This is a genomic window from Croceivirga sp. JEA036, from assembly GCF_011882165.1.
In the GTDB taxonomy this organism is placed as follows: Bacteria; Bacteroidota; Bacteroidia; order Flavobacteriales; family Flavobacteriaceae; genus Croceivirga.
This window is the reverse complement of record NZ_JAATON010000001.1, coordinates 333,325-352,092: the sequence shown is the minus strand read 5'-3', so window position 1 is coordinate 352,092 and position 18,768 is coordinate 333,325. Positions and strand designations below refer to the sequence as shown.

At 39.7% G+C, this 18,768-nt stretch carries 10 protein-coding genes; all 10 read right to left on the bottom strand.

Annotated features, from left to right (window positions below; translation table 11 throughout):
* Positions 1-91 precede the first annotated feature (91 nt).
* The 10 genes from HCO57_RS01255 to HCO57_RS01210 all read right to left on the bottom strand — a co-directional run bounded on the left by HCO57_RS01255 (position 92) and on the right by HCO57_RS01210 (position 18,763).
* On the bottom strand, positions 92-1,687 hold the full coding sequence (locus HCO57_RS01255) for a RagB/SusD family nutrient uptake outer membrane protein (protein ID WP_167987483.1): 1,596 nt from the start codon (positions 1,685-1,687) through the stop codon (positions 92-94).
* Positions 1,688-1,718: 31 nt separating this feature from the next.
* Positions 1,719-4,763, bottom strand: coding sequence for a SusC/RagA family TonB-linked outer membrane protein (locus HCO57_RS01250; RefSeq protein ID WP_167987482.1), 3,045 nt, complete (start codon positions 4,761-4,763; stop codon positions 1,719-1,721).
* Between the two features lie 389 nt (positions 4,764-5,152).
* Complete coding sequence (locus HCO57_RS01245; RefSeq protein WP_245167518.1) at positions 5,153-6,943, bottom strand: arylsulfatase; 1,791 nt, start codon at positions 6,941-6,943, stop codon at positions 5,153-5,155.
* Positions 6,921-8,483 (bottom strand): alpha-L-fucosidase, encoded by a 1,563-nt coding sequence (locus HCO57_RS01240; protein WP_167987481.1) that lies wholly within the window; start codon positions 8,481-8,483, stop codon positions 6,921-6,923. Before HCO57_RS01240 ends, HCO57_RS01245 begins: the two co-directional genes overlap by 23 nt.
* 138 nt (positions 8,484-8,621) lie before the next feature.
* A complete protein-coding gene (locus HCO57_RS01235; RefSeq protein ID WP_167987480.1) occupies positions 8,622-9,884 on the bottom strand; it encodes a family 16 glycosylhydrolase in 1,263 nt (420 codons plus the stop codon).
* A complete protein-coding gene (locus tag HCO57_RS01230) occupies positions 9,875-12,793 on the bottom strand; it encodes a glycoside hydrolase family 2 TIM barrel-domain containing protein (protein ID WP_167987479.1) in 2,919 nt (972 codons plus the stop codon). Before HCO57_RS01230 ends, HCO57_RS01235 begins: the two co-directional genes overlap by 10 nt.
* 17 nt (positions 12,794-12,810) lie before the next feature.
* Positions 12,811-14,349, bottom strand: a complete 1,539-nt coding sequence (locus HCO57_RS01225) for a sulfatase-like hydrolase/transferase (protein ID WP_167987478.1) — start codon at positions 14,347-14,349, stop codon at positions 12,811-12,813.
* Positions 14,346-15,746, bottom strand: coding sequence for a glycoside hydrolase family 28 protein (locus tag HCO57_RS01220; RefSeq protein WP_167987477.1), 1,401 nt, complete (start codon positions 15,744-15,746; stop codon positions 14,346-14,348). Before HCO57_RS01220 ends, HCO57_RS01225 begins: the two co-directional genes overlap by 4 nt.
* Positions 15,747-17,414: a sulfatase-like hydrolase/transferase gene (locus HCO57_RS01215; protein WP_167987476.1), complete on the bottom strand. Its 1,668-nt coding sequence runs from the start codon at positions 17,412-17,414 to the stop codon at positions 15,747-15,749. It lies immediately after the preceding gene.
* Between the two features lie 2 nt (positions 17,415-17,416).
* Positions 17,417-18,763 carry a sulfatase-like hydrolase/transferase gene (locus tag HCO57_RS01210; RefSeq protein WP_317171092.1) on the bottom strand — a complete coding sequence of 449 codons (1,347 nt, stop codon included), beginning with the start codon at positions 18,761-18,763 and terminating at the stop codon, positions 17,417-17,419.
* Positions 18,764-18,768 lie beyond the last annotated feature (5 nt).

Here is an 18,768-nt window from a genome sequence, read left to right as displayed (position 1 = left end):
TACTCTAATTAAAACACTACAAATTAGAAACAAAGAACGGTAGGGCTAAGTTGCCTTACCGTTCTTAAAAAACTAAAAACTAACTCTATAACTAATTCGCCAGATTTGGCAATCTGTCTATTTCTACTTGTGGAATAGGGGCAAAATAATTGTCCGTACTCAAAGAACCCAATATAGGATTAGACGGCGCTGTTAACTGAAATGGTGTTGCATTTCCGTCTCCATCAAACATGGTACCTATAGAGACTCTTGGGTCCCTAGCTGTACCGCCTAGTGCTTCTTCTACTTTTTCTTTTCTAACCAAATCATTATACCGCAAATACTCACCAGCAAGCTCCCACTTTCTTTCTGTAAAAGCTAAATCTTGTAGGGTACCATCCGCATCAGAAACAGCATCTAAGCCTGCACGTAAACGAACGCTATTCAGTGCCTCCCAAGCATCTGCACTCGGCGAGCCCGCTTCTCCAGAGGCTTCTGCATAAATTAATAATACCTCTGCAAAACGCATGTAATAATCATATCTATCACTTTCAAAACCCGTCCATGTAGCTTCTTCAAAAGGTCCTACAATTTTTCTAAAAACCGGATTTTGTTGGTCTTTAAATTCGGTCCATGGCAAGGAATCTACAGGCTCAGTAGACGCATCAGCAATAATATTACCATTTGCATCTAAGGGCATTGCAGCGTGGTACGTAGCTTCTTTTCTTGGGCCTTCAGGAAAATCCTCAAAAAACCGAATCTCCGCAAAAGTTTCTTGCCATCCATTAGTAGGAGCTCCACCTGGCAATCCTAATTTACCAGTTTTTCTATTTGGTAATCCACAAGAAGCACAGTACGCAATGGAAAAAACAGATTCTCTATTTTGTCTACCCGCTATAGTAAATAAGCTAGCCATGTCTTCTTCCAAAGCAAAACCATAGGCCCCAGCGTTGTCTATAACTTGCTTGGCACTCGCTGCAGCCATAGCGTACTTGCTGTTATCTTTTACAGGAAAACCGGCCCAATCTAGATACAAACGTGCCAAAATGGCTCTTGCAGAGCCTTTGTTAGGGCGTGTGGCTCCTACATTAGAAGACATCGGTAAAAGACGCTCTGCCTCTAACATATCACTCTCTATTTGACCGTAAACTTCTTCAAAAGAAGCTCGGCCTATTTCTGGGTCTACCTCTATGCTCAATGGCAATGGAATTCTACCGTGAATCCGAGCTAAATGGTAAAACATGAGCCCCCTTAAAAAATAAGTTTCTCCTGTTAACTGGTCTTGCATTGCTTTTTCTGCCAGTTCTACCCCTTCTAAATTGGCCAATACAGTATTTGCAGCCAATACCATAGAATAGACTCCACGCCAATTGGTAATGGTTCTACCGTTAGATGGCACCACATTCCGTTGGTCATATTCTCTAAAATCTGCCTTGTTACTGGCACGGTGTGTAGTCATGTCATCCCCAGACCATCCATTTACGTAGAATGTGGTCATCCAAGCTGCTTTATTTAACTGCCCATAAATACCCGTAACCGCCAAGTCTAATTCTTGCACATTAGTATAAGGCACTACAGCTAACAAAGCTTCTGTTGGGTCTTCATCTAAATTAAACTGCTCACAACTATTTAAACCAACAGCCAAGCCCAGTATAGCAGACAGCCCCAACTTGGCTGTTATCGATTTTATATTTATCAAAGTTTTCATATGCTAATTCTTTCGCTATTAAACACGGTTCTTAAAATCCTACTTTTACACCAAGAGCAAATGTTCTTGGGTTAGGGTAAGCACCAATATTGATACCTGCCGCTACATCCTCGTTACCTTCTGTAGCCCTCCTAGAAGTGGCCTCTGGGTCGTATCCCGTGTAATCTGTAATTAAAAATAAGTTTTGGCCACTAGCATACAACTTAACCGTTGTACCTTCTAAACCTCCAAAATCTTGAAAAGTATAACCTATTGCTAAGTTACTAAGGCGAATAAAATCTCCTTTTTCTACATACCTAGACGAACCATACAATTGAGCAAAAGCAGGAATATCTGTTTCGTTTTCTGGTGTCCATGCATTTACTTGGTCAGTAGCTAAGAAACTCCTAGAATCTCCAGCACCCCCTGTGATGGCAGCTTGCTGAATGTTATAAACATCAAACCCATGTACCCCTTGTAGAAAAACGTTTAAATCCCAGTTCTTGTAATTTACCGAGTTGTTAAAGCCCCAAGTTAAGGTAGGTGTACCGTTACCAATGGCACTAAAAACAATATCGTTATTTTCATCTAACAAATATTTAGCTTGTCCTGGTTGTGCTACGGGATTGCCTTCTGAATTTACAGGAATGTCGTCTGTGGTTTTCCATGTGCCTAGAAAAGTGGCTCCAAAAAATTGCCCTAAAGGTTCGCCTACTTCTATACCGTTAATAATATTACCTTGCCCTCCTGGTGCTTGGAATCTACCTTGCAACATCTCTAAACCATCGTAAAGTGAGGTTACTTCATTCTTTACATAAGAAAGCGTAAAATTGGCATTCCAGTTAGCATTATCATTCCTAATAACATCGTACCCTAAGGTTACATCTACTCCAACATTTTCAACTTCCCCAACATTTCTACTTACCGTAATTTGGCTGTTATTACCTCCAAAGGTGTCTGGTAAAGCTACTGGAAGCAAAATATCTTCTGTTGTTTTTTTGTAGCCTTCTAAAGTTATGTTACCTCTACCTTCAAAAAGACCAACATCTATACCTACGTTAACTTGACTGGTGGTTTCCCACGTCAAATCTGGATTCCCAACGCGGTTTAAGCGTGTACCTGCTTGTGCAGAACCGCCATCAAAAGCATAACTATTAAATGCTGGCGTGGTAAACGTATCAAACGGACTTACATTTTGGTTCCCTACTTGTCCCCAACCCGCTCTAAGTTTTAAACTAGAAAATGTGGAGGAATCTGATACCCAATCATTTAAACTATAGGCGAGCGCGATTGAAGGAAAAAATCCCCAACGATTTTCTTCCCTGAATACAGAAGACGCATCATAACGCCCTGTTGCCGTTAAAAATAAGTCATTATCCAAGATATACTCCGCTCTCAGCATAAAAGAAGATAGCTCTCTTGGCGCAAAATTATTGAAAACAGTTTGGCCAGAATTAGGCGCTAATTCTGCAAAATAAAAATTCTTGCCGTCTAAACTTAAATCATTGGCATTGTACCCGTTTTGGATAAATTTATTGTTGAAGTATTCTTGTACACCAGTTAACTTAAGATTATGCAACTCGTTAAACGTCTTACTCCACGTTAAAATATTAGTTAGCTGATAAGACGTAGTTTTATTGTTAAAGAAAGAGGTGTGCGGTAGCTGGTCATCCCCTACTTCAACGGCATAACGTTGCCTATTAAAATTGTTTAAAGTAGCACCCAAGACTAACGTATAGGTAAGATTATTTGTAATGTTATAGTTTACATTTAAAGCTCCATTAAAACGCTCATTAATGTCTTGTATATCTGTTTGGTTGAGTGTTCTGACAGGATTATCATTTAGAGAAGCAATGCCCTTAGTAGAACGAATATTATAATTACCATCTGCATCAAAAACTGGCGTGGTTGGGTCCCAAGTTAAGGCCTTATAAATTACACTCCCCTGTACATTACCCAAAGCACCCACATCGTTCTTTAATTCTGCCCTACTACCAAATACGTTTAGACCCACTTTTAATTTATCTGTAACCTGCGCACTAATATTGGAGCGGACATTTAATTGTTGATAGCCTGTATTTATTACAATACCTTCCTCGTCTCTGTAATTACCAGAAAGAAAATAGCTTATGTTTCCTTCTGAACCACTGGTTGATAGTTGTAAGTTGTGACTAATCCCTGTTCTTAAAATTTCATCTTGGTAGTTAGTCCCTCCATTTGCGGCTAAATTTGATATCTCTTCATCAGAAAAGATAGGGCTACCACCAGTTTGTGTTCTTCTAAAGTTTTCTATGATAGCGAACTGGTCTGGTGATTCTGCTAGGGTAGGTAATAAATCTGGTACTCTAGATATGGTCGTAAAAAAATCTACATCTACTCTACCTTTGCCCGAACCTCTTTTGGTTGTGATAATGATAACACCGTTAGAACCACGCACCCCATAAATAGCTGTTGCAGAAGCGTCTTTTAAGATATCCATAGAGGCAATGTCATTAGGGTTTAAAGTACTCAAATCTCCACCTTGAACACCATCTATTACCACAAGTGGACTATTGTCTCCTTCTATAGAGTTTACCCCACGTATTCTCACCTTAATATTACCACCTGGTTGCCCATTTGCTCTGGATACAGTAACACCAGAGGCTCTACCTTGTAGCGCTTCTTCTACCCTAGTTAAAGGCTGTTCTTCAAAAGATTCTGTGGTAACTCTGGATACGGCACCTGTTAAGTCGCTCTTTTTAGCTGTACCATATCCAATCACAATAACCTCATCTAATTTGCTTGCATCTTCTTCTAAAGTTACATTAATGGTAGACCTACCAGAGATGGCAATCTCTTTAGCGGTGAACCCAATGTAACTAATAATTAAGGTGGCATTACCTGAAGCAGAAATAGTAAAATTACCATCAAAATCTGTCTGGGTGCCGTTTGTTGTACCTTTAACCAAGACATTTGCCCCGGCCAACGGCTCTCCATTAACATCCGTCACTGTACCAGAAACCGTCTGTTGTGCATAGGTTGTTTGTATTGCTAATATCACTAACCAGGAACATAGCAGTCTTGGACAACCCAAAAGTTTAACCAATTTAATTTTCATAATCTATTTGTTTAGTGTAATCAGTTTGTGTTAGCTAGTTTTAGTTAATCTCACGTTTCATTATCATAAGTTTATTTTTTTAAAGTTTTATTTAACAATTTTTAAGTTTTAGATGAGCTAACTTATTAATTTGTCATTTACAGCAAGTGTTTTCTTACTAGACAGATACTAGACAACAGGGATAAAATACATTTAAAAAAACCATTAGTGCTACTATTTAGGTAATTCGTTTTAAACAGATTTATTATGAAATCCTTAACAAACTAGCTATCAATAAGAAAGCGAATCAATTCATTTTAAACGATTTTAAAAGCAGGGTAGAATGTGGGTAGTGCGGTTCTATTTTTAAGAGAAAGAAGATTGAATTGCTCTCTCTGCATAATGGGAGATTAGTTCTCCTTGGTTATATATATGTAGTACACACCATAAGTTTCTTCTGAGTCTAAGAAATCTGCTGTAAGTAGTGTTTTTCCAGGTTCTAGTTGCACCTTAAAATCTATTGAGACTTCATCTTTTTCAATGGTTTTCTCTAAAATCTGATTTGCAATAGAAACACGCACTTTCTCTGGAGCAATGGCTACGTAGCGCATTTGACCCTCTGGAATTGTAAAAGGCAAACCATGTACGGGTCCTTCTATTTCTTTCGGCCAACGTCTGCAAGAAATTTTATATGTACCAGATTTTTCAATAGCCAACGCATGCATATTGTTCTTGTTTTTAATACCCGTAGCAATATGTTCTGTTTTCCATATACCGCTGTCCTCTCCTATGGCATGTTGAATGGTAAGCTTAATTTCCTTTTGGGCAGGATGACCTATGATTGCGGTTGAAAGCTGGCTATAGACTTTACTTTTGGCAGCCTTTTTATAAAACTCTTGATTTGCTTGGCGCATAGCCGCTACTCTACTTTGATATAGTTCAGCAAGATTGTTTAGTTGTTTTGGGTCTTCTTCAATGTTGTATAATCGTTTTCCTTGCAGCAATCGCCATTCTTCTTGCAAGACCACCCCATCTTCTAACAATCGTGGAGCACGCCAATCTTGACGATTATGTAAAAACAAATGCCTATCTAACTTTTCTACATTCCCCTTGAGTACAGGGGTCAAATCCATTCCATCCCCAGAAAAACCATCCAAAGAAATTTTACAAAGGGATGCCAATGTAGGAAGTACATCTACATGAGCCGCTAATGAATTAATATCTTTACCTCCATAAATATTCCCTTTGGGCCATTTTATAAAAAAAGGAACACGGTGACCACCTTCTCGTTTATCACCCTTAATTCCCTTATAACCTTTATTATAACCCAACTTTTTGGAAGGAGAGTATCCGTAACGCGTGCCGTTATCACTCATGTAAATAATAATAGTATTATCCGCTAATCCTTCCTGAGCTAGGAAATTGGTGAATTTTCCAAAATTCTCATCTATATTGGCAATCATACCATAAAGGTTGGCTGCTACTATCTCTTTCCCCTCTAAATGTTTGTATGGTGCAGCATATTTCTCATCCACGTATAGTGGGTCGTGGGGCGCGTTTAAGGGTAAGTATACAAAGAATGACTCATTTTTATGTTCTTTGATATAGGTCATAGCCTCACTAAACCAGACATCTGTACAGTACCCTTCAAATTTTTTAGGTTGATTATTCACCAAATAAACATCATCAAAATAATCATTACCCCAATAATCTGATAATTCCCCAATACCCCCTGCTTGGTGCTGTATTACATAATCAAAACCTAAATCTGTTGGACGATTTGGATAATTATCTCCCAAATGCCATTTGCCAAACATTGCTGTATGGTAACCATTCTTCTTAAAAATTGATGCAATAGTTTCAGGATTAGAAAGAGCATCTCTACCCTTATAGGTTGCCCAAGCCCCGTTGTTTATAGGATATTTACCTGTCATCAATGCTGCCCGTGTTGGAGTACATAGTGGCGAAACGTGAAAATTTGTGAGTCTTACAGCATCTGCATAAAAAGTATCTATGCTTGGTGTTTTGAGCCAGGGGTTGCCATGTGCTCCCAAATCTCCTATACCTTGGTCATCTGTTAAAATAACTATCACATTTGGGCGCTCTTGCCCTAAAACAAAAAAAGGCAGTAGCGCTCCTAAAAAGAAGTACCACTGCCTAACTAAAACTAAACTACTCTTAATCTTTATGAGCATCTTCATTGCCCCCTATATCGTTCTCTGTATACCCTTCTAAGGTTATTTTAAAAGCGTGTGCATACTCTGTTGGCAACGTATTAGGTTTTTTAATAACCAAACCTTTAGCGTTACGTTCCCACTGAACTTCTTCGTTACTCCCCAATAATTCTACCTTTAAAATAGCTGAATTCAAAGCTCCAATATCTGTGGAAAGAGTTTTCAAGGTGATATCTTTTGTTGGCGCATCTAAAACAATAGCATAAAACTCCTTATCACTCTTCTTGGTGTAGCGAATATCGTCTTGTTTATAAGCGATGGTAAGTTTTTCTTCTACTTTGTGGCCACCTTCTGGCAAGCGCGTAGGACCTTCCCCAAAAACTGTCCACGGTCTGGTGCCGTAAATTGCTTCCCCATTAACCTTTAACCAACCACCCATATTTATAAGCAGGTCTTTCATTTCTTGCGGAATGCTACCATCCGGATTTGGTGGTACATTAAGCAACATCAATCCATTTTTAGCCACAATATCCACTAGAATGTCTATCAATTCATTAGGCGTTTTAAATTGGGCTCCAGGTCTGTAAAACCAAGCTCCAGGAGAGGTGTCTGTTAACCATGCGTTGGCCTTAGGTTGGTTGGGTCTACCCCGCTCATAATCCTTAATGGCTACATCTTCATTAAACGTGGTTTCTTTATAACAAACTGCTACATCTTTACCCCATTCTAACCCTTTGTTATAATAGTATGCTAAGAATTTAAGACGGTCTTCTTCTGGTAAATTTTCTAACCACCAGTCAAACCAAATAATATCTGGTTGGTATACATCTATGTATTCTTTGAGAACTGCCCACCATTGCTTTAAAAAAGCGGCATCTACCGTTTCTGAGTCAATACTGTGCGGGTTGGTGTATAAATCATAATCTTTGGGATTAATATTACCATGCGCATGCGCAGGCGCAAAATACTTCCAAGTAAATGCATGGTGAAAAGAGCCAATAAAGCGCATTCCTTTGGCAGAAATTGCTTTTTTAAGGGCAGCAGAAGGGTCTATACCGCCATAATTCATAGAATTCCAACGTGTTGCTTTACTATCCCACATGGCAAAATTATCATGATGCATAGCTACAGGACCTGCAAATTTTGCTCCGGACTCCTTAAATAATTCTGCCCATTCTTCTGCATCAAAAGCAGTAGGTGAAAAATCTTCTATAATTTCTATATACCCTTTTTTATGAGGCTTACCATATTTCTTTTTATGATGTATATAGTTATTGCTCGGTTTTCCGCTTTTCGTTTTCACCACCTTGCCATCTTCATACATCAATTTTCCGTGCCAACCCCCAAAATGTTTATTGGGGTCTGCCCCTTCAAAAGCGCCAGATACGGGTCCCCAATGCGCATAAATACCAAGTTTTGCGTCTAAAAACCATTCTGGTATGGGGTTCACTTCTGCAACGGATTCCCAAGTTGGCTCAAAAGATTTTTCCTGTGCGCTACCCGTATAACTGGTGGCAAAGCAAATCCCTAAACATCCAAGGCCAATTAATTTTGTAATGTTGTTCATTTATGTTGTTGTATAATATGCGTTGTTTACGGTACTAGAAGTACGTTACAAGAATAGTTCTGTTTCAACAGATTACTTAGAACAAATGGCCTTTTTAAAGAGCTAAATGATCAGAACAACTATTACTAACCATTTGTTTTACTCTAAATTCAAGATGATGGTATTGTAATCTAAAACTTTGGGGTCATTAGAGGTTAAGCTTTTTAGCTTAACGCTAATTCTATAATTTTCTTCTCTTTTTAAATTCATTTTTGGGTAAAGGTCAAATTGAAAGTGTCCAAAACCAGGCAATACCTCCATACTGCTCTCCATTAACTTTTTATCCTGAGCATTCCAAAGTTCTACAACCAACAATCGTTTTTCATTGGCTTTATAGTTCATGGGAATTTTTAATTGTGGACTATAAGTTAAAGTGATGTTAGCAGCATTAAAATAGATACCCTCCTGATACAATTTCAATTCTCTTTCTAAATCAGCATTAGCATAATACTGGTTCACTGGAACCAATTGATAAGCTCTAACCCAATCATAATACACTACATTTTTAGTACTATCTGCCAATTCTTCCTTATTAGGCAGGGCTATCCAAGGATACGGATAAGTTTCTGAGACCAAGCGCATATACATGGGTTGATCAAAAGGTTGTTGCTTTATTTTATCATAAAAACGTTGATGCTTAGGTGGTCTATGATTATAGTATAAACTGGCTTCGCTCTCATTCTTCCACCAGCCCCCATAGACATTAAAATCTTCAGATGTTAGCCTTTCATCTTCAAAACGTACTTGAGGCGCTCTAAAATCATGGCGCTTACCCTCACAATCGTTATACCAAAAGTGAGCATTGGCGTGCATACCGCTTGCAAAAAACTGACCATCAAAATCCCCTTTTCTACCAATAGATTCGTGTATATCCCATTCCAACCCATAGGAATCACAGTCTTTAGGTCCTTTAAAATTGCCTACCGTAGAAAACCAAAAGGTAGTACTCATAGTAGTAGCTGCTGCCTTTACCCGAGTTTCATAATACCCAAATTGGATTTTCTTTTTAGAAACCACTGCAGCACCTTTAATGTTGAATGTATCCACTTTACCATAGGCATTAACCAAAGTATCTTTACCCATGTGTGCTCCCTTTAACTGTAAATAACCGTCTGCTACCGTAACCTGAGAGGCCATAAATAAACCAGGTTTTCTTCCTATCCAAGTTGGGTGGTGGTCTAACCATTTGGTAGTGTCTAATGCAGTACCATTAAACTCGTCAGAGAAATCTGGATTCATTACCCAACGTTTCCCCATAGGCGGTATGGGTGGTCCGTAACCCTTATGCACATTTTGCCCATAGCCAAAAAAGCCTAGTAACATCGCTAGGCTTAAGACGTAATAGTTATAGGTTATTTCCATTCTTGTAAAACGAATCCATTTAACCAAATTCCTTTTCCTTGAGGACCTTTAAAAAGGACGCTAATGCTTTCATGATCCATCACTTCAAATTCAATGCTATTTTGGCCAGGCGCATCAAATTGCATGCTTTTACCTTCGGTAACGGTCACTTGCTTAGAGGTACCACCTACACTTACGCTAATCATATTTTCATAGGGAATATCTAAAATTCGAATCTTCTTAAGCTTTTCTTTATTGGGGTCCATTTGGTCCGAGTTACTCTTTGGAGCATGATGATAGGTTTTAAGACGATATTTTCCCTTTTTCAATCCTTTAAACTGCAATTGAATACCTTCTGCATCAATCCCTAAAATACCATCGCCATACACAAAACCATATTTACCAATCACATTCATCTCACCCAACCAACGTACAATACCGTCTTCACTCTTAGGCACCAATGAAACATGGGCATCCCCAAAATTATTGAGCTTATACGTTGTATTTTCACCGTCTTTACCAAGCCAAAAATTCCACCCAAATTGCACCAACTGGTCTGTAGCGCCAAGGTCTACCCGTTCCTTGGCAAAATCATATATAGGCTGTGCCTTTTTTACCATCTCATTGGTTTGGTTGGCTATCAATTGTACCGTTTGTGTGTCTGATTTTAAGCCCTTCGCAGCTGCTTTAACTTTTATGTTACCTACAGTTGTACCTGCTTTTATCAATGCGGGTGCTACACCATATTCTGTAAACATAGGATTGGCATTGATATCAGCATTGTCTCCAATTACACTAGCATCGCCTTGCACGGTAAACTTCACCTTGTCTTTAAAGTCTTGTATTACCGTTCCGTTTTTATCCACTACCGTGGCATAAGCAACTAAAATATCTGCCCCATCAGCTACAAATTGCCGACCCTCTGTGTCTAATTTTAATTGAATGGCGCAGGCTTTCCCAGGTGTTTTTTTAGTGGCTGTCAAAACTTTACCGTCCGTATATTCTGCTTTAGCCACCAGTTCCCCTTCCTTATAGGCGATATTTTTGAATATAAACGGAGCATGATGTAGCCCTTGATACACAGAATCCTTGGCAGGTTGCCCTTGTGCAATTTGCCTACCATTTACAGCCAAGCTTACTTTAGGAGCATTACTGTAAATGGTTATAGAATCCTGTCCTTGTTTCCAATCTTCTACAATATAGACAAAGGGCTCTTCTAACAACTCTGCTTTATACCATTGCATCCTAGGTCTTGGATATCTAAAGATGGTTTCTGCACCACTACGCGTACGGTCAATTGGGTCATTGGCACGCGTATGTGTTGGATGAAAAGTGTAATACGCATGCGCCGTCCAGGAAATGAGCCCAGTCATTAACTGGTCTTTACGGTACATTCCAAGAGATTCTGGTCCCCAGTGCCCTTCCATAGCAAACATGGGCTCCGACCTGTCCCAAATAAAAGGGCCATAAAGCATATTAGCATTGATATCTGTTAAACCAGAGGCTTGCCAACCCGTCCAACGTGCTCCTTGGGAGGCTGTTAGTCTAGTTGGGTCTTCTTGTTTCGCAACATTATGTACTCGTGGCACGTACCCTCTGTGATTAATACCCCCACCCCAAATAACCACAGAAGAGTGGTTTTTATGATTGCGAATCATGGTGCGTTCTGCTTTTTCAAAATTAGACCACCATTCTGGTTCATTGCTGATAGAAATCCATGAGGGCGCTTCTTCGTAAACCAAAATCCCTAGTTCATCACAAGCTTCTAAAATGGCATCATCTTGCGGATAATGTGCCGTACGCATTATGTTAAAGCCAAATTCCTTAAACTGCAACATGTCTTTGTAATGCAATGCATTGGGAACTGCATCGCCAATGTATGGATATTGCTGATGCCTATTAAAACCAATAAGTTTGATAGGTTTACCGTTTAAAATGAAACCCTTTTCTGGGTCTAATTTAAAAGAGCGAATCCCTAACTTATTTTCTACAACGTCTTCCGATTTTCCATTAAGGATTACTTCTGTGTTTACACGATACAAATAAGGCGAATCCACATCCCAAAAATGAACATCGTCTTCTAAGCTGGTAATTTGGTCAAATAACTGCTTGCCATTGGCTAAGATAGTTTCTGTTTGAAGCATTTTAGCTACCACAATCCCTTCTTCATCTATAATTCTAGTCACTACCGTAACTTCCTCATTTGAGGTTGAGGTATTTTTCACCTCCGTTACCGCTTGGATGGTGGTATTCTTGTTCACCACATCTACCGTTGGCGTGGTCAACGTTACTCCAGCTCTTTTACCTTCCCAGTTAAAACCAATATGTACTGGAGCTTTTTCTACCAAATACACATCACGGTATAGACCACTGAATTTTACATAATCAAACGGTCCTGGGTCTGGCGGAGTCACCATACTCCTGCGGTTGTCTGCTTTTATGGTTATCTGATTCATCGCTCCTTTTTGTACAAAATCAGTAACATCAAAATGGAAAGGCGTGTAACCTCCGGTAGCATGTTGGCCTACATGCGTACCATTTACCCAAACGTCAGTTACTTGGTGTACCCCTTCAAACTCTAAAAACACCCTATTTTGGTTTTGCGGCACCATAAAATCTTTACGGTACCAACCTACCTTACGGTGAAATTCTAATTGCACCTTATCATCTTTAAGACCATCTAGTGTTAAAGAAGTAAGTTCCAGGGTATGCGGAACATTTACGGATTGCCATTGGGCATCATCTAAATTCTTGTCATAGAATTCGGCCTCTGGTTGTCCTAGAAAAAATTTCCATCCTTGATTTAAATTTGTTTTGGTTCTCGCTGTCACCGGATATCCAAACGGTAATTCTTGGGCCAGTAATCCATAGAAACTTAATAAAAAAGCACCTGCAATTAGGTAGAGGCGTTGTTGTTTAGTCTGGTTCATTTGTGTGCATTTATTTTTTAATTGTAATAATCCCAAAAATGAGTGACGCTTCTTTTTGTATCTGCCACATCTTTTAGTTGAATTGCTTTTTGGCGCATGGCTGTTTGTAAACGTCTTAAAATGGGTTGATAGTCCGGCATTGCAGAGAGGTCTAACCGCTCCCAAGGGTCTTCTGCTATATTAAATAATTGCGTTACCCTAGACCCCGATAGTGAACCTTTTTTATTAGGTGCACGCACGTATTCTATGAGTTTAAAATCTCCTTGTCTGTAGGCGCGTTGAAATTGTAAATACGCATGATAGGTACTTTCTCTTACCGGTTTAGCATCTGCCCCTAATAAGGGCATTAAACTTTTACCATCTACGGTTTCGGGTACTGGAACACCCACCAAATCTAAAACTGTAGGCATAATATCATGGATGTAGGCAAAGGAGGTTATGCGCTTATTTTTATAGGAATTGGCTAAAGCGCCTCCTGAAATGATAAAAGGAACGTGAATGCCATCTTCATCATAAATATTTTGTTTCCCCATAAGACCATGGTTGCCCACAGCCAAACCAGAATCGCCTGCCATAACTATCAATGTATTCTCATACAATCCCTGTGTTTTTAATGCAGCTACTACCCTTCCAATTTGTGCATCTAAATGGGTGATAATTGCATAGTAATCTGAAAGATGTTCCTGTATTATTTCAGGCGTTCTTGGCCAAGGTGCTAATTCTTCATCTCGCAGTACCATATGGCCATTATCAAACGGATGCTGAGCCATAAAGGACGGTGATAATTGAATCTCTGCTGGAGGATATTTGTCTTTAAACGCCTTAGGAGCTTGTCTAGGGTCGTGCGGCGTAGGAAATGCCAAATACATAAAAAATGGCTTTCTTTTTTTATATCCCTCTAAAAAATCGATAGACGCATCTGCCAATACTTCAGAAACATGCGGACCATTAGCTTCTGTAGCTACAGGTCCTTTCTTTTCATTTCCTGTAATTGGTATTTTTACAGTATTTCCTTCAGCATCGTATTGCAACAAATAGCTATTTTTTTTTATATAATAGCCCTCTTTTTTCCAATCGCTAAAAGGCATTCTAAATTGGTCTGTTAGGTAGGCTGGTTTTCCAGAAACTCGCGCACCGTCTTTAAACATCCGTGCCAAAGAGGCCATATCATTGTGCCATTTACCTACGTGATACGTATGGTACCCCGCACCTTCTAAGGTTTGCGGCAATGTGGCGTGCGTAGGCGGTATGGTATGCCCCTGACCTTCTAAATTAAATAGTTGTTTACCGGTTAAAAGCATGGCTCTACTAGGGGTGCAAGTGGCTCCTGTAAAAGCCCCCATTAGGTAAGTTTTATCAAAACTTATCCCTTCTGCAATTAATTGGTCTAAGTTGGGCGTTTCTACTTCTTGTTGCATTAATGCCTGTATACCACTGTACCTGTGGTCATCGGTGTAAATCAATAGCACATTAGGGCGCTCTTTAGCTATTTGACCATGGGTTAAGAACGATGGAAAACAACAGAGTAGAGCAACTAGGGTATTTAAGTATTTCATCGTTCTTGTTTTATTTGTTTTTTCGCTATTACGGCTCCGTTGTATTGCAAATTTTCATAGGTAGCCTCATGTACATTTTTAACTTGAACCATAGGCCTAGCATCTTGCTTTAGGCTTATCATTTTAAAATTATCTATCGAAAATCCTTTAATATGCCGGGCGTAGATGCCACTAGCAGGTAACGTACCTACCAAGCCAAATTCTGGCCACCATCCTTTTAAAACTTTTTGAGTATATTCTGGGATTTGCTTTTGTGCATCTGTTTTTGTTCCACCGCCCGCAACTGTAAATTGGATATTGCTTAAGGAAACATGCTCAATGGCATGTCCCGGATATCCAGTAATAAAAAAAGCGGCATTTTTATCACCCTCTGTGTTATCTACGATGATGTTATTGAAGCTAAAATTATGCATGCGAGATAGCGGTTCTAATGTTCCTTCTGGGGTATCTACAGAAGCACGTTGCTGAGTAAAAGTCATAAAAACAGGTCGTGGCACGTTTTCCATCACTAGATTAGAAAACACCATATTCTTCATTTCTCCACCCTCGCATTGCTGAATTTTTAACCCCGAATCTTGGATATCTCTAAACGTGCAATTACTAACAGTTACGGAAGAAATAGCACCCCTAGAAAGTAATCCAATGCGTATGCCGCCCCATTTGGTTGTAAAATGGCAATTACTTACCGCTATATTTTTAGCGGGTTTTTCTGGTAAAGAAGCTTGTATGCAAATACTGTCATCACTATTATCAAAAAAACTATTGGTTACACTAACATTAGTACAGCCATCAAAATCTAATCCGTCTCCATTACCGTTCGCTCTGCTGTGTATTTTAATACCATTGACTGCAATATTTGAGCAATACAACCAAGCAGATGTCCAGGCTGCAGGATTTTGCAGGGTGATATTATTTACCCGTATATCTGTAACATTTACGAATCTGATAAGCATGGGTCTCCCTCCTTTTTTCTTTGTGAAATTAGAAGTGTATCCGTTACCATCTATAGTACCATAGCCTTCAATAGCTATGTTTTGCGCATCCTCCGCAAATATGAGACAACGGTCCATATGCGGCTCATTCTTGTACATATTTTTATGGGTATCTGTGGCGTAGTCCTTTATATCTGGACTGCCTAATAGCACCGCTCCATTGGCCACATGCAGGGTTACAAAACTTTTTAGATAAATAGTACCTATGCGCACTGTTTTTCCTGAAGGAATAAAAACTTTACCACCACCATTAGCATGGCACGCATCAATAGCATTTTGTACTGCTTGGGTATCTAAACTGATACCATCTGCCACCGCACCGTAATCTAAAACATTAAAGTTTTGTGCTAGTGTTGCGTTACCCCAAAACAGCCACAATACCAATAAACAAATTGCTTGTTTCATTTATTTAGGTTGAATGATTTTCCCCTTCTCTGCTTCGCTGTCAGCTGTATAGCGTAAAACCATGGGTGGTTCCGTGCCCCTAGCGTTTTTAATCTCTTTTGCCCAAATGCTTCGCATATCTTTTAACTTATCTTGGTATGCAGTTTTAGCAGCTAAATTGGTAGTTTCTTTGGGGTCTGTTGCCAAATAATATAACTCTTCGTAAACAGGCTTCTCCCATTGCAAAGGGTCTTCTACAAAGGCACGGTACTGGGCCAAATCTATATCGTTGACCTTGTACAACATCTTGTTGACATTCACACCTAAAGCTTGGGCTGCTTTAATTTTTTTCTTGGCAGAAAAGGTTTCGTTCTTGTAATAGCGAATGTATTTCCACTCCTTATTTTGCACTGCTTCGCATCGGGGATTACCAAACTGTGTAGACCATAAATTCTCTGTGTACAGATAATCTCGAACCTCTGAAGATTTCCCAGCAAGCAACTTAGAAAGGTCCTTACCTTGATAGGTGGTTGGTGCCGTAATTCCTGCTAGAGAAAGCATGGTGGGCGCTAGATCTATACTTTGCACCAGTGCATCTGAATTGATGCCTCTTTTTTTCTTTTTCTCTGCAGGATTATACACAATCATTGGCACATGGGTGGTTTGCTCGTAGCAAAAAGCCTTGCCTCCAAGGCCAAATTGCCCCATAAACAACCCGTGGTCAGATGTAAAAATAATGACCGTATTCTTGTCTAATCCTTGTTTTTTAAGCGTAGTACGTAAGTGCCCTACCAAACGGTCTATCCCCGTCATGGCTTGGAGTTGCCTGGTGTAGCGTTCCTTTAATGTTTCTGGCATGTCTACATAATCATATCCGGTTTGCCTGTCGTAAGCTCTATGTATGCTTTCTGGTAATTTTGGCGTTTTTATATCCGCTTTAGCCACATAGTGTTCTGGCAATGGCAAGTCTTTATCGCGATAGAGGGATTTGTAGATTTCGTCATCGGACTCTCTTTGCTGCATAGAAGAGGTGCCGTTGCCATGTGGCAGGTTAAAACAGACCGATAACATAAACGGCTTATCCGCTGGCCGTTTGTCTAAAAAGGTGATGGCTCCTTTAAGCTTTTGCTCATTAGATAAAAAATCGGTAATCCCCTCACCAATTACTTCTACTTGAGTATCCGATTCGGCATCTTCAAAAATTTTATGTCGGTCTTTGGGGTAAAAACTCAAGTGGCCATGCCCTGCATACCAATAATCGAAGCTTTTTTCCATGAGTCCAGACATATAACCGCCTTCCCCAACGGGCACATGATTTTTACCTACCCACCCCGTATAATACCCGTTATTTCTCATAACAACCGGATACGTATTTGCCCAACCTTCTGGAGACATACTGGTGCCCGAATTAAAGTTGATGCCGTGCTTACGTTCAAACTGGCTTGTTAGTATGCTAGCCCTACTAGGCGTACAGATAGCACTGGTGACGTGAGCATTAGTAAACAGGACCCCATCTTCTGCTAATTGGTCTAAATTAGGAGTTTGTACAATGGTATTACCAGTACAGCCCATCATCCCATATTGCTGGTCATCCGTTAGGATAAAAATAAAGTTAGGTTGTTCTTGGGCATTTACGCTCAATAAAAACATACCAAAAACTAGTAATGTGCAGTTTAGTTTTTGTAGCATGATTATCTTTTTTTTGGATGAAGTGATTTTCTACGTGTAGCCTGTAATTTTTCCTCTTCTTTTATGACATTTTCTGGATGCGGGTCTACCCATCCTGGCGGTATGTTTTTAGCATCCCAAGCAGTATACAGTTTTTCTAGTTCTGCCACTATTTCTGGATGCTCCTCTGCTAAGTCATAGCGTTCTAAGACATCTTCTTTTAAATTAAATAACATGGTTTTATCCTTATAAGCGCTTTTGTATAACTTATAATCCAGATGACGCACGGCATACTCAAACCCACCCACGGAGCGCCAATACAAGGTTTGATGGGGCGCTTCTTCCTTCTCTTTAGTTAAAAAGGGAGTTAAATTAACACCGTCTAATTGTGGTTCTGTTGCTGACTTTTTCCCTGCAGCTTCAATAAGAGTAGGATATAAATCTAAGGCACTCACCATATTTGTGTACCGCTGATTTCCTTTGAGTTTCTCTGGCCAAACCATAAAGAAAGGTACTTTTATTCCACCCTCAAAAAGCATTCCTTTATGCCCTCTGTTAGGCCTGTTATCTGCGTGTACTGCCCGTCCGCCGTTATCACTTAAAAACACCAAAATGGTATTGTCATAGAGCTCTAAGTCTTTTAGTAGTTGCACTAATTTACCTACGCCAAAATCTACACCATTGACCATGGCGGCATAAACACTCCTGCCTCCATATTCTATATGTTCGGTTTCTTTAAGGTATTGTGGTGTTGCATGGTCTGGAGCATGTGGTGCATCATAGGCTAAATAGATAAAAAATGAATTGTTTTGCTGTTTTTTAATAAAGGTCATAGCCTCTTCTGTAAAATCATCTGTGAGATAAGACAGTTCCGTAGGGTCTACCGGTTCATTATTTCTATAGATTGTTCTTAATGGGTCATTAGGTGTACCCCAAAAATTCATAGCTCCACCAGCAAAACCAAACCAATGGTCAAAACCTTGCTTTGGCGGATGCAAATCCGTGTGGTCACCCACGTGCCATTTTCCAATGGCAGCAGTAGCGTATCCCTGTTCTTTTAGCGCTTCGCTTATCATCTTTTCTTTTAAGGGGGTTCCTACGGAAGCATCATTTTCGCCGTCATAAGGCATGTTACAATCGTGTCCAAAACGCGCTTGATAGCGCCCAGTCAATAAGCCTGCTCTAGAAGGGCTACAATAGGGGTGGGAGACATAACCGTTTTCAAAAATGACACCTTCCTTTGCTAAAGAATCTAAATTGGGTGTAGGGATATCCGTTGCGCCGTTAAAGCCTACATCTGCCCAACCTAGGTCATCCGTAAGAATAACAATGATATTGGGTTGTACTTTTTGCTTTTGTGAGTTACCCACAAAAA

What these genes read in the sequence shown, in the direction of transcription:
- HCO57_RS01230 (WP_167987479.1), bottom strand. Translation starts at nt 12,793, where the DNA reads ATGAACCAGACTAAACAACAACGCCTCTACCTAATTGCAGGTGCTTTT.
- HCO57_RS01235 (WP_167987480.1), bottom strand. Translation starts at nt 9,884, where the DNA reads ATGGAAATAACCTATAACTATTACGTCTTAAGCCTAGCGATGTTACTA.
- HCO57_RS01255 (WP_167987483.1), bottom strand. Translation starts at nt 1,687, where the DNA reads ATGAAAACTTTGATAAATATAAAATCGATAACAGCCAAGTTGGGGCTG.
- HCO57_RS01220 (WP_167987477.1), bottom strand. Translation starts at nt 15,746, where the DNA reads ATGAAACAAGCAATTTGTTTATTGGTATTGTGGCTGTTTTGGGGTAAC.
- HCO57_RS01240 (WP_167987481.1), bottom strand. Translation starts at nt 8,483, where the DNA reads ATGAACAACATTACAAAATTAATTGGCCTTGGATGTTTAGGGATTTGC.
- HCO57_RS01215 (WP_167987476.1), bottom strand. Translation starts at nt 17,414, where the DNA reads ATGCTACAAAAACTAAACTGCACATTACTAGTTTTTGGTATGTTTTTA.
- HCO57_RS01225 (WP_167987478.1), bottom strand. Translation starts at nt 14,349, where the DNA reads ATGAAATACTTAAATACCCTAGTTGCTCTACTCTGTTGTTTTCCATCG.
- HCO57_RS01245 (WP_245167518.1), bottom strand. Translation starts at nt 6,943, where the DNA reads ATGAAGATGCTCATAAAGATTAAGAGTAGTTTAGTTTTAGTTAGGCAG.
- HCO57_RS01250 (WP_167987482.1), bottom strand. Translation starts at nt 4,763, where the DNA reads ATGAAAATTAAATTGGTTAAACTTTTGGGTTGTCCAAGACTGCTATGT.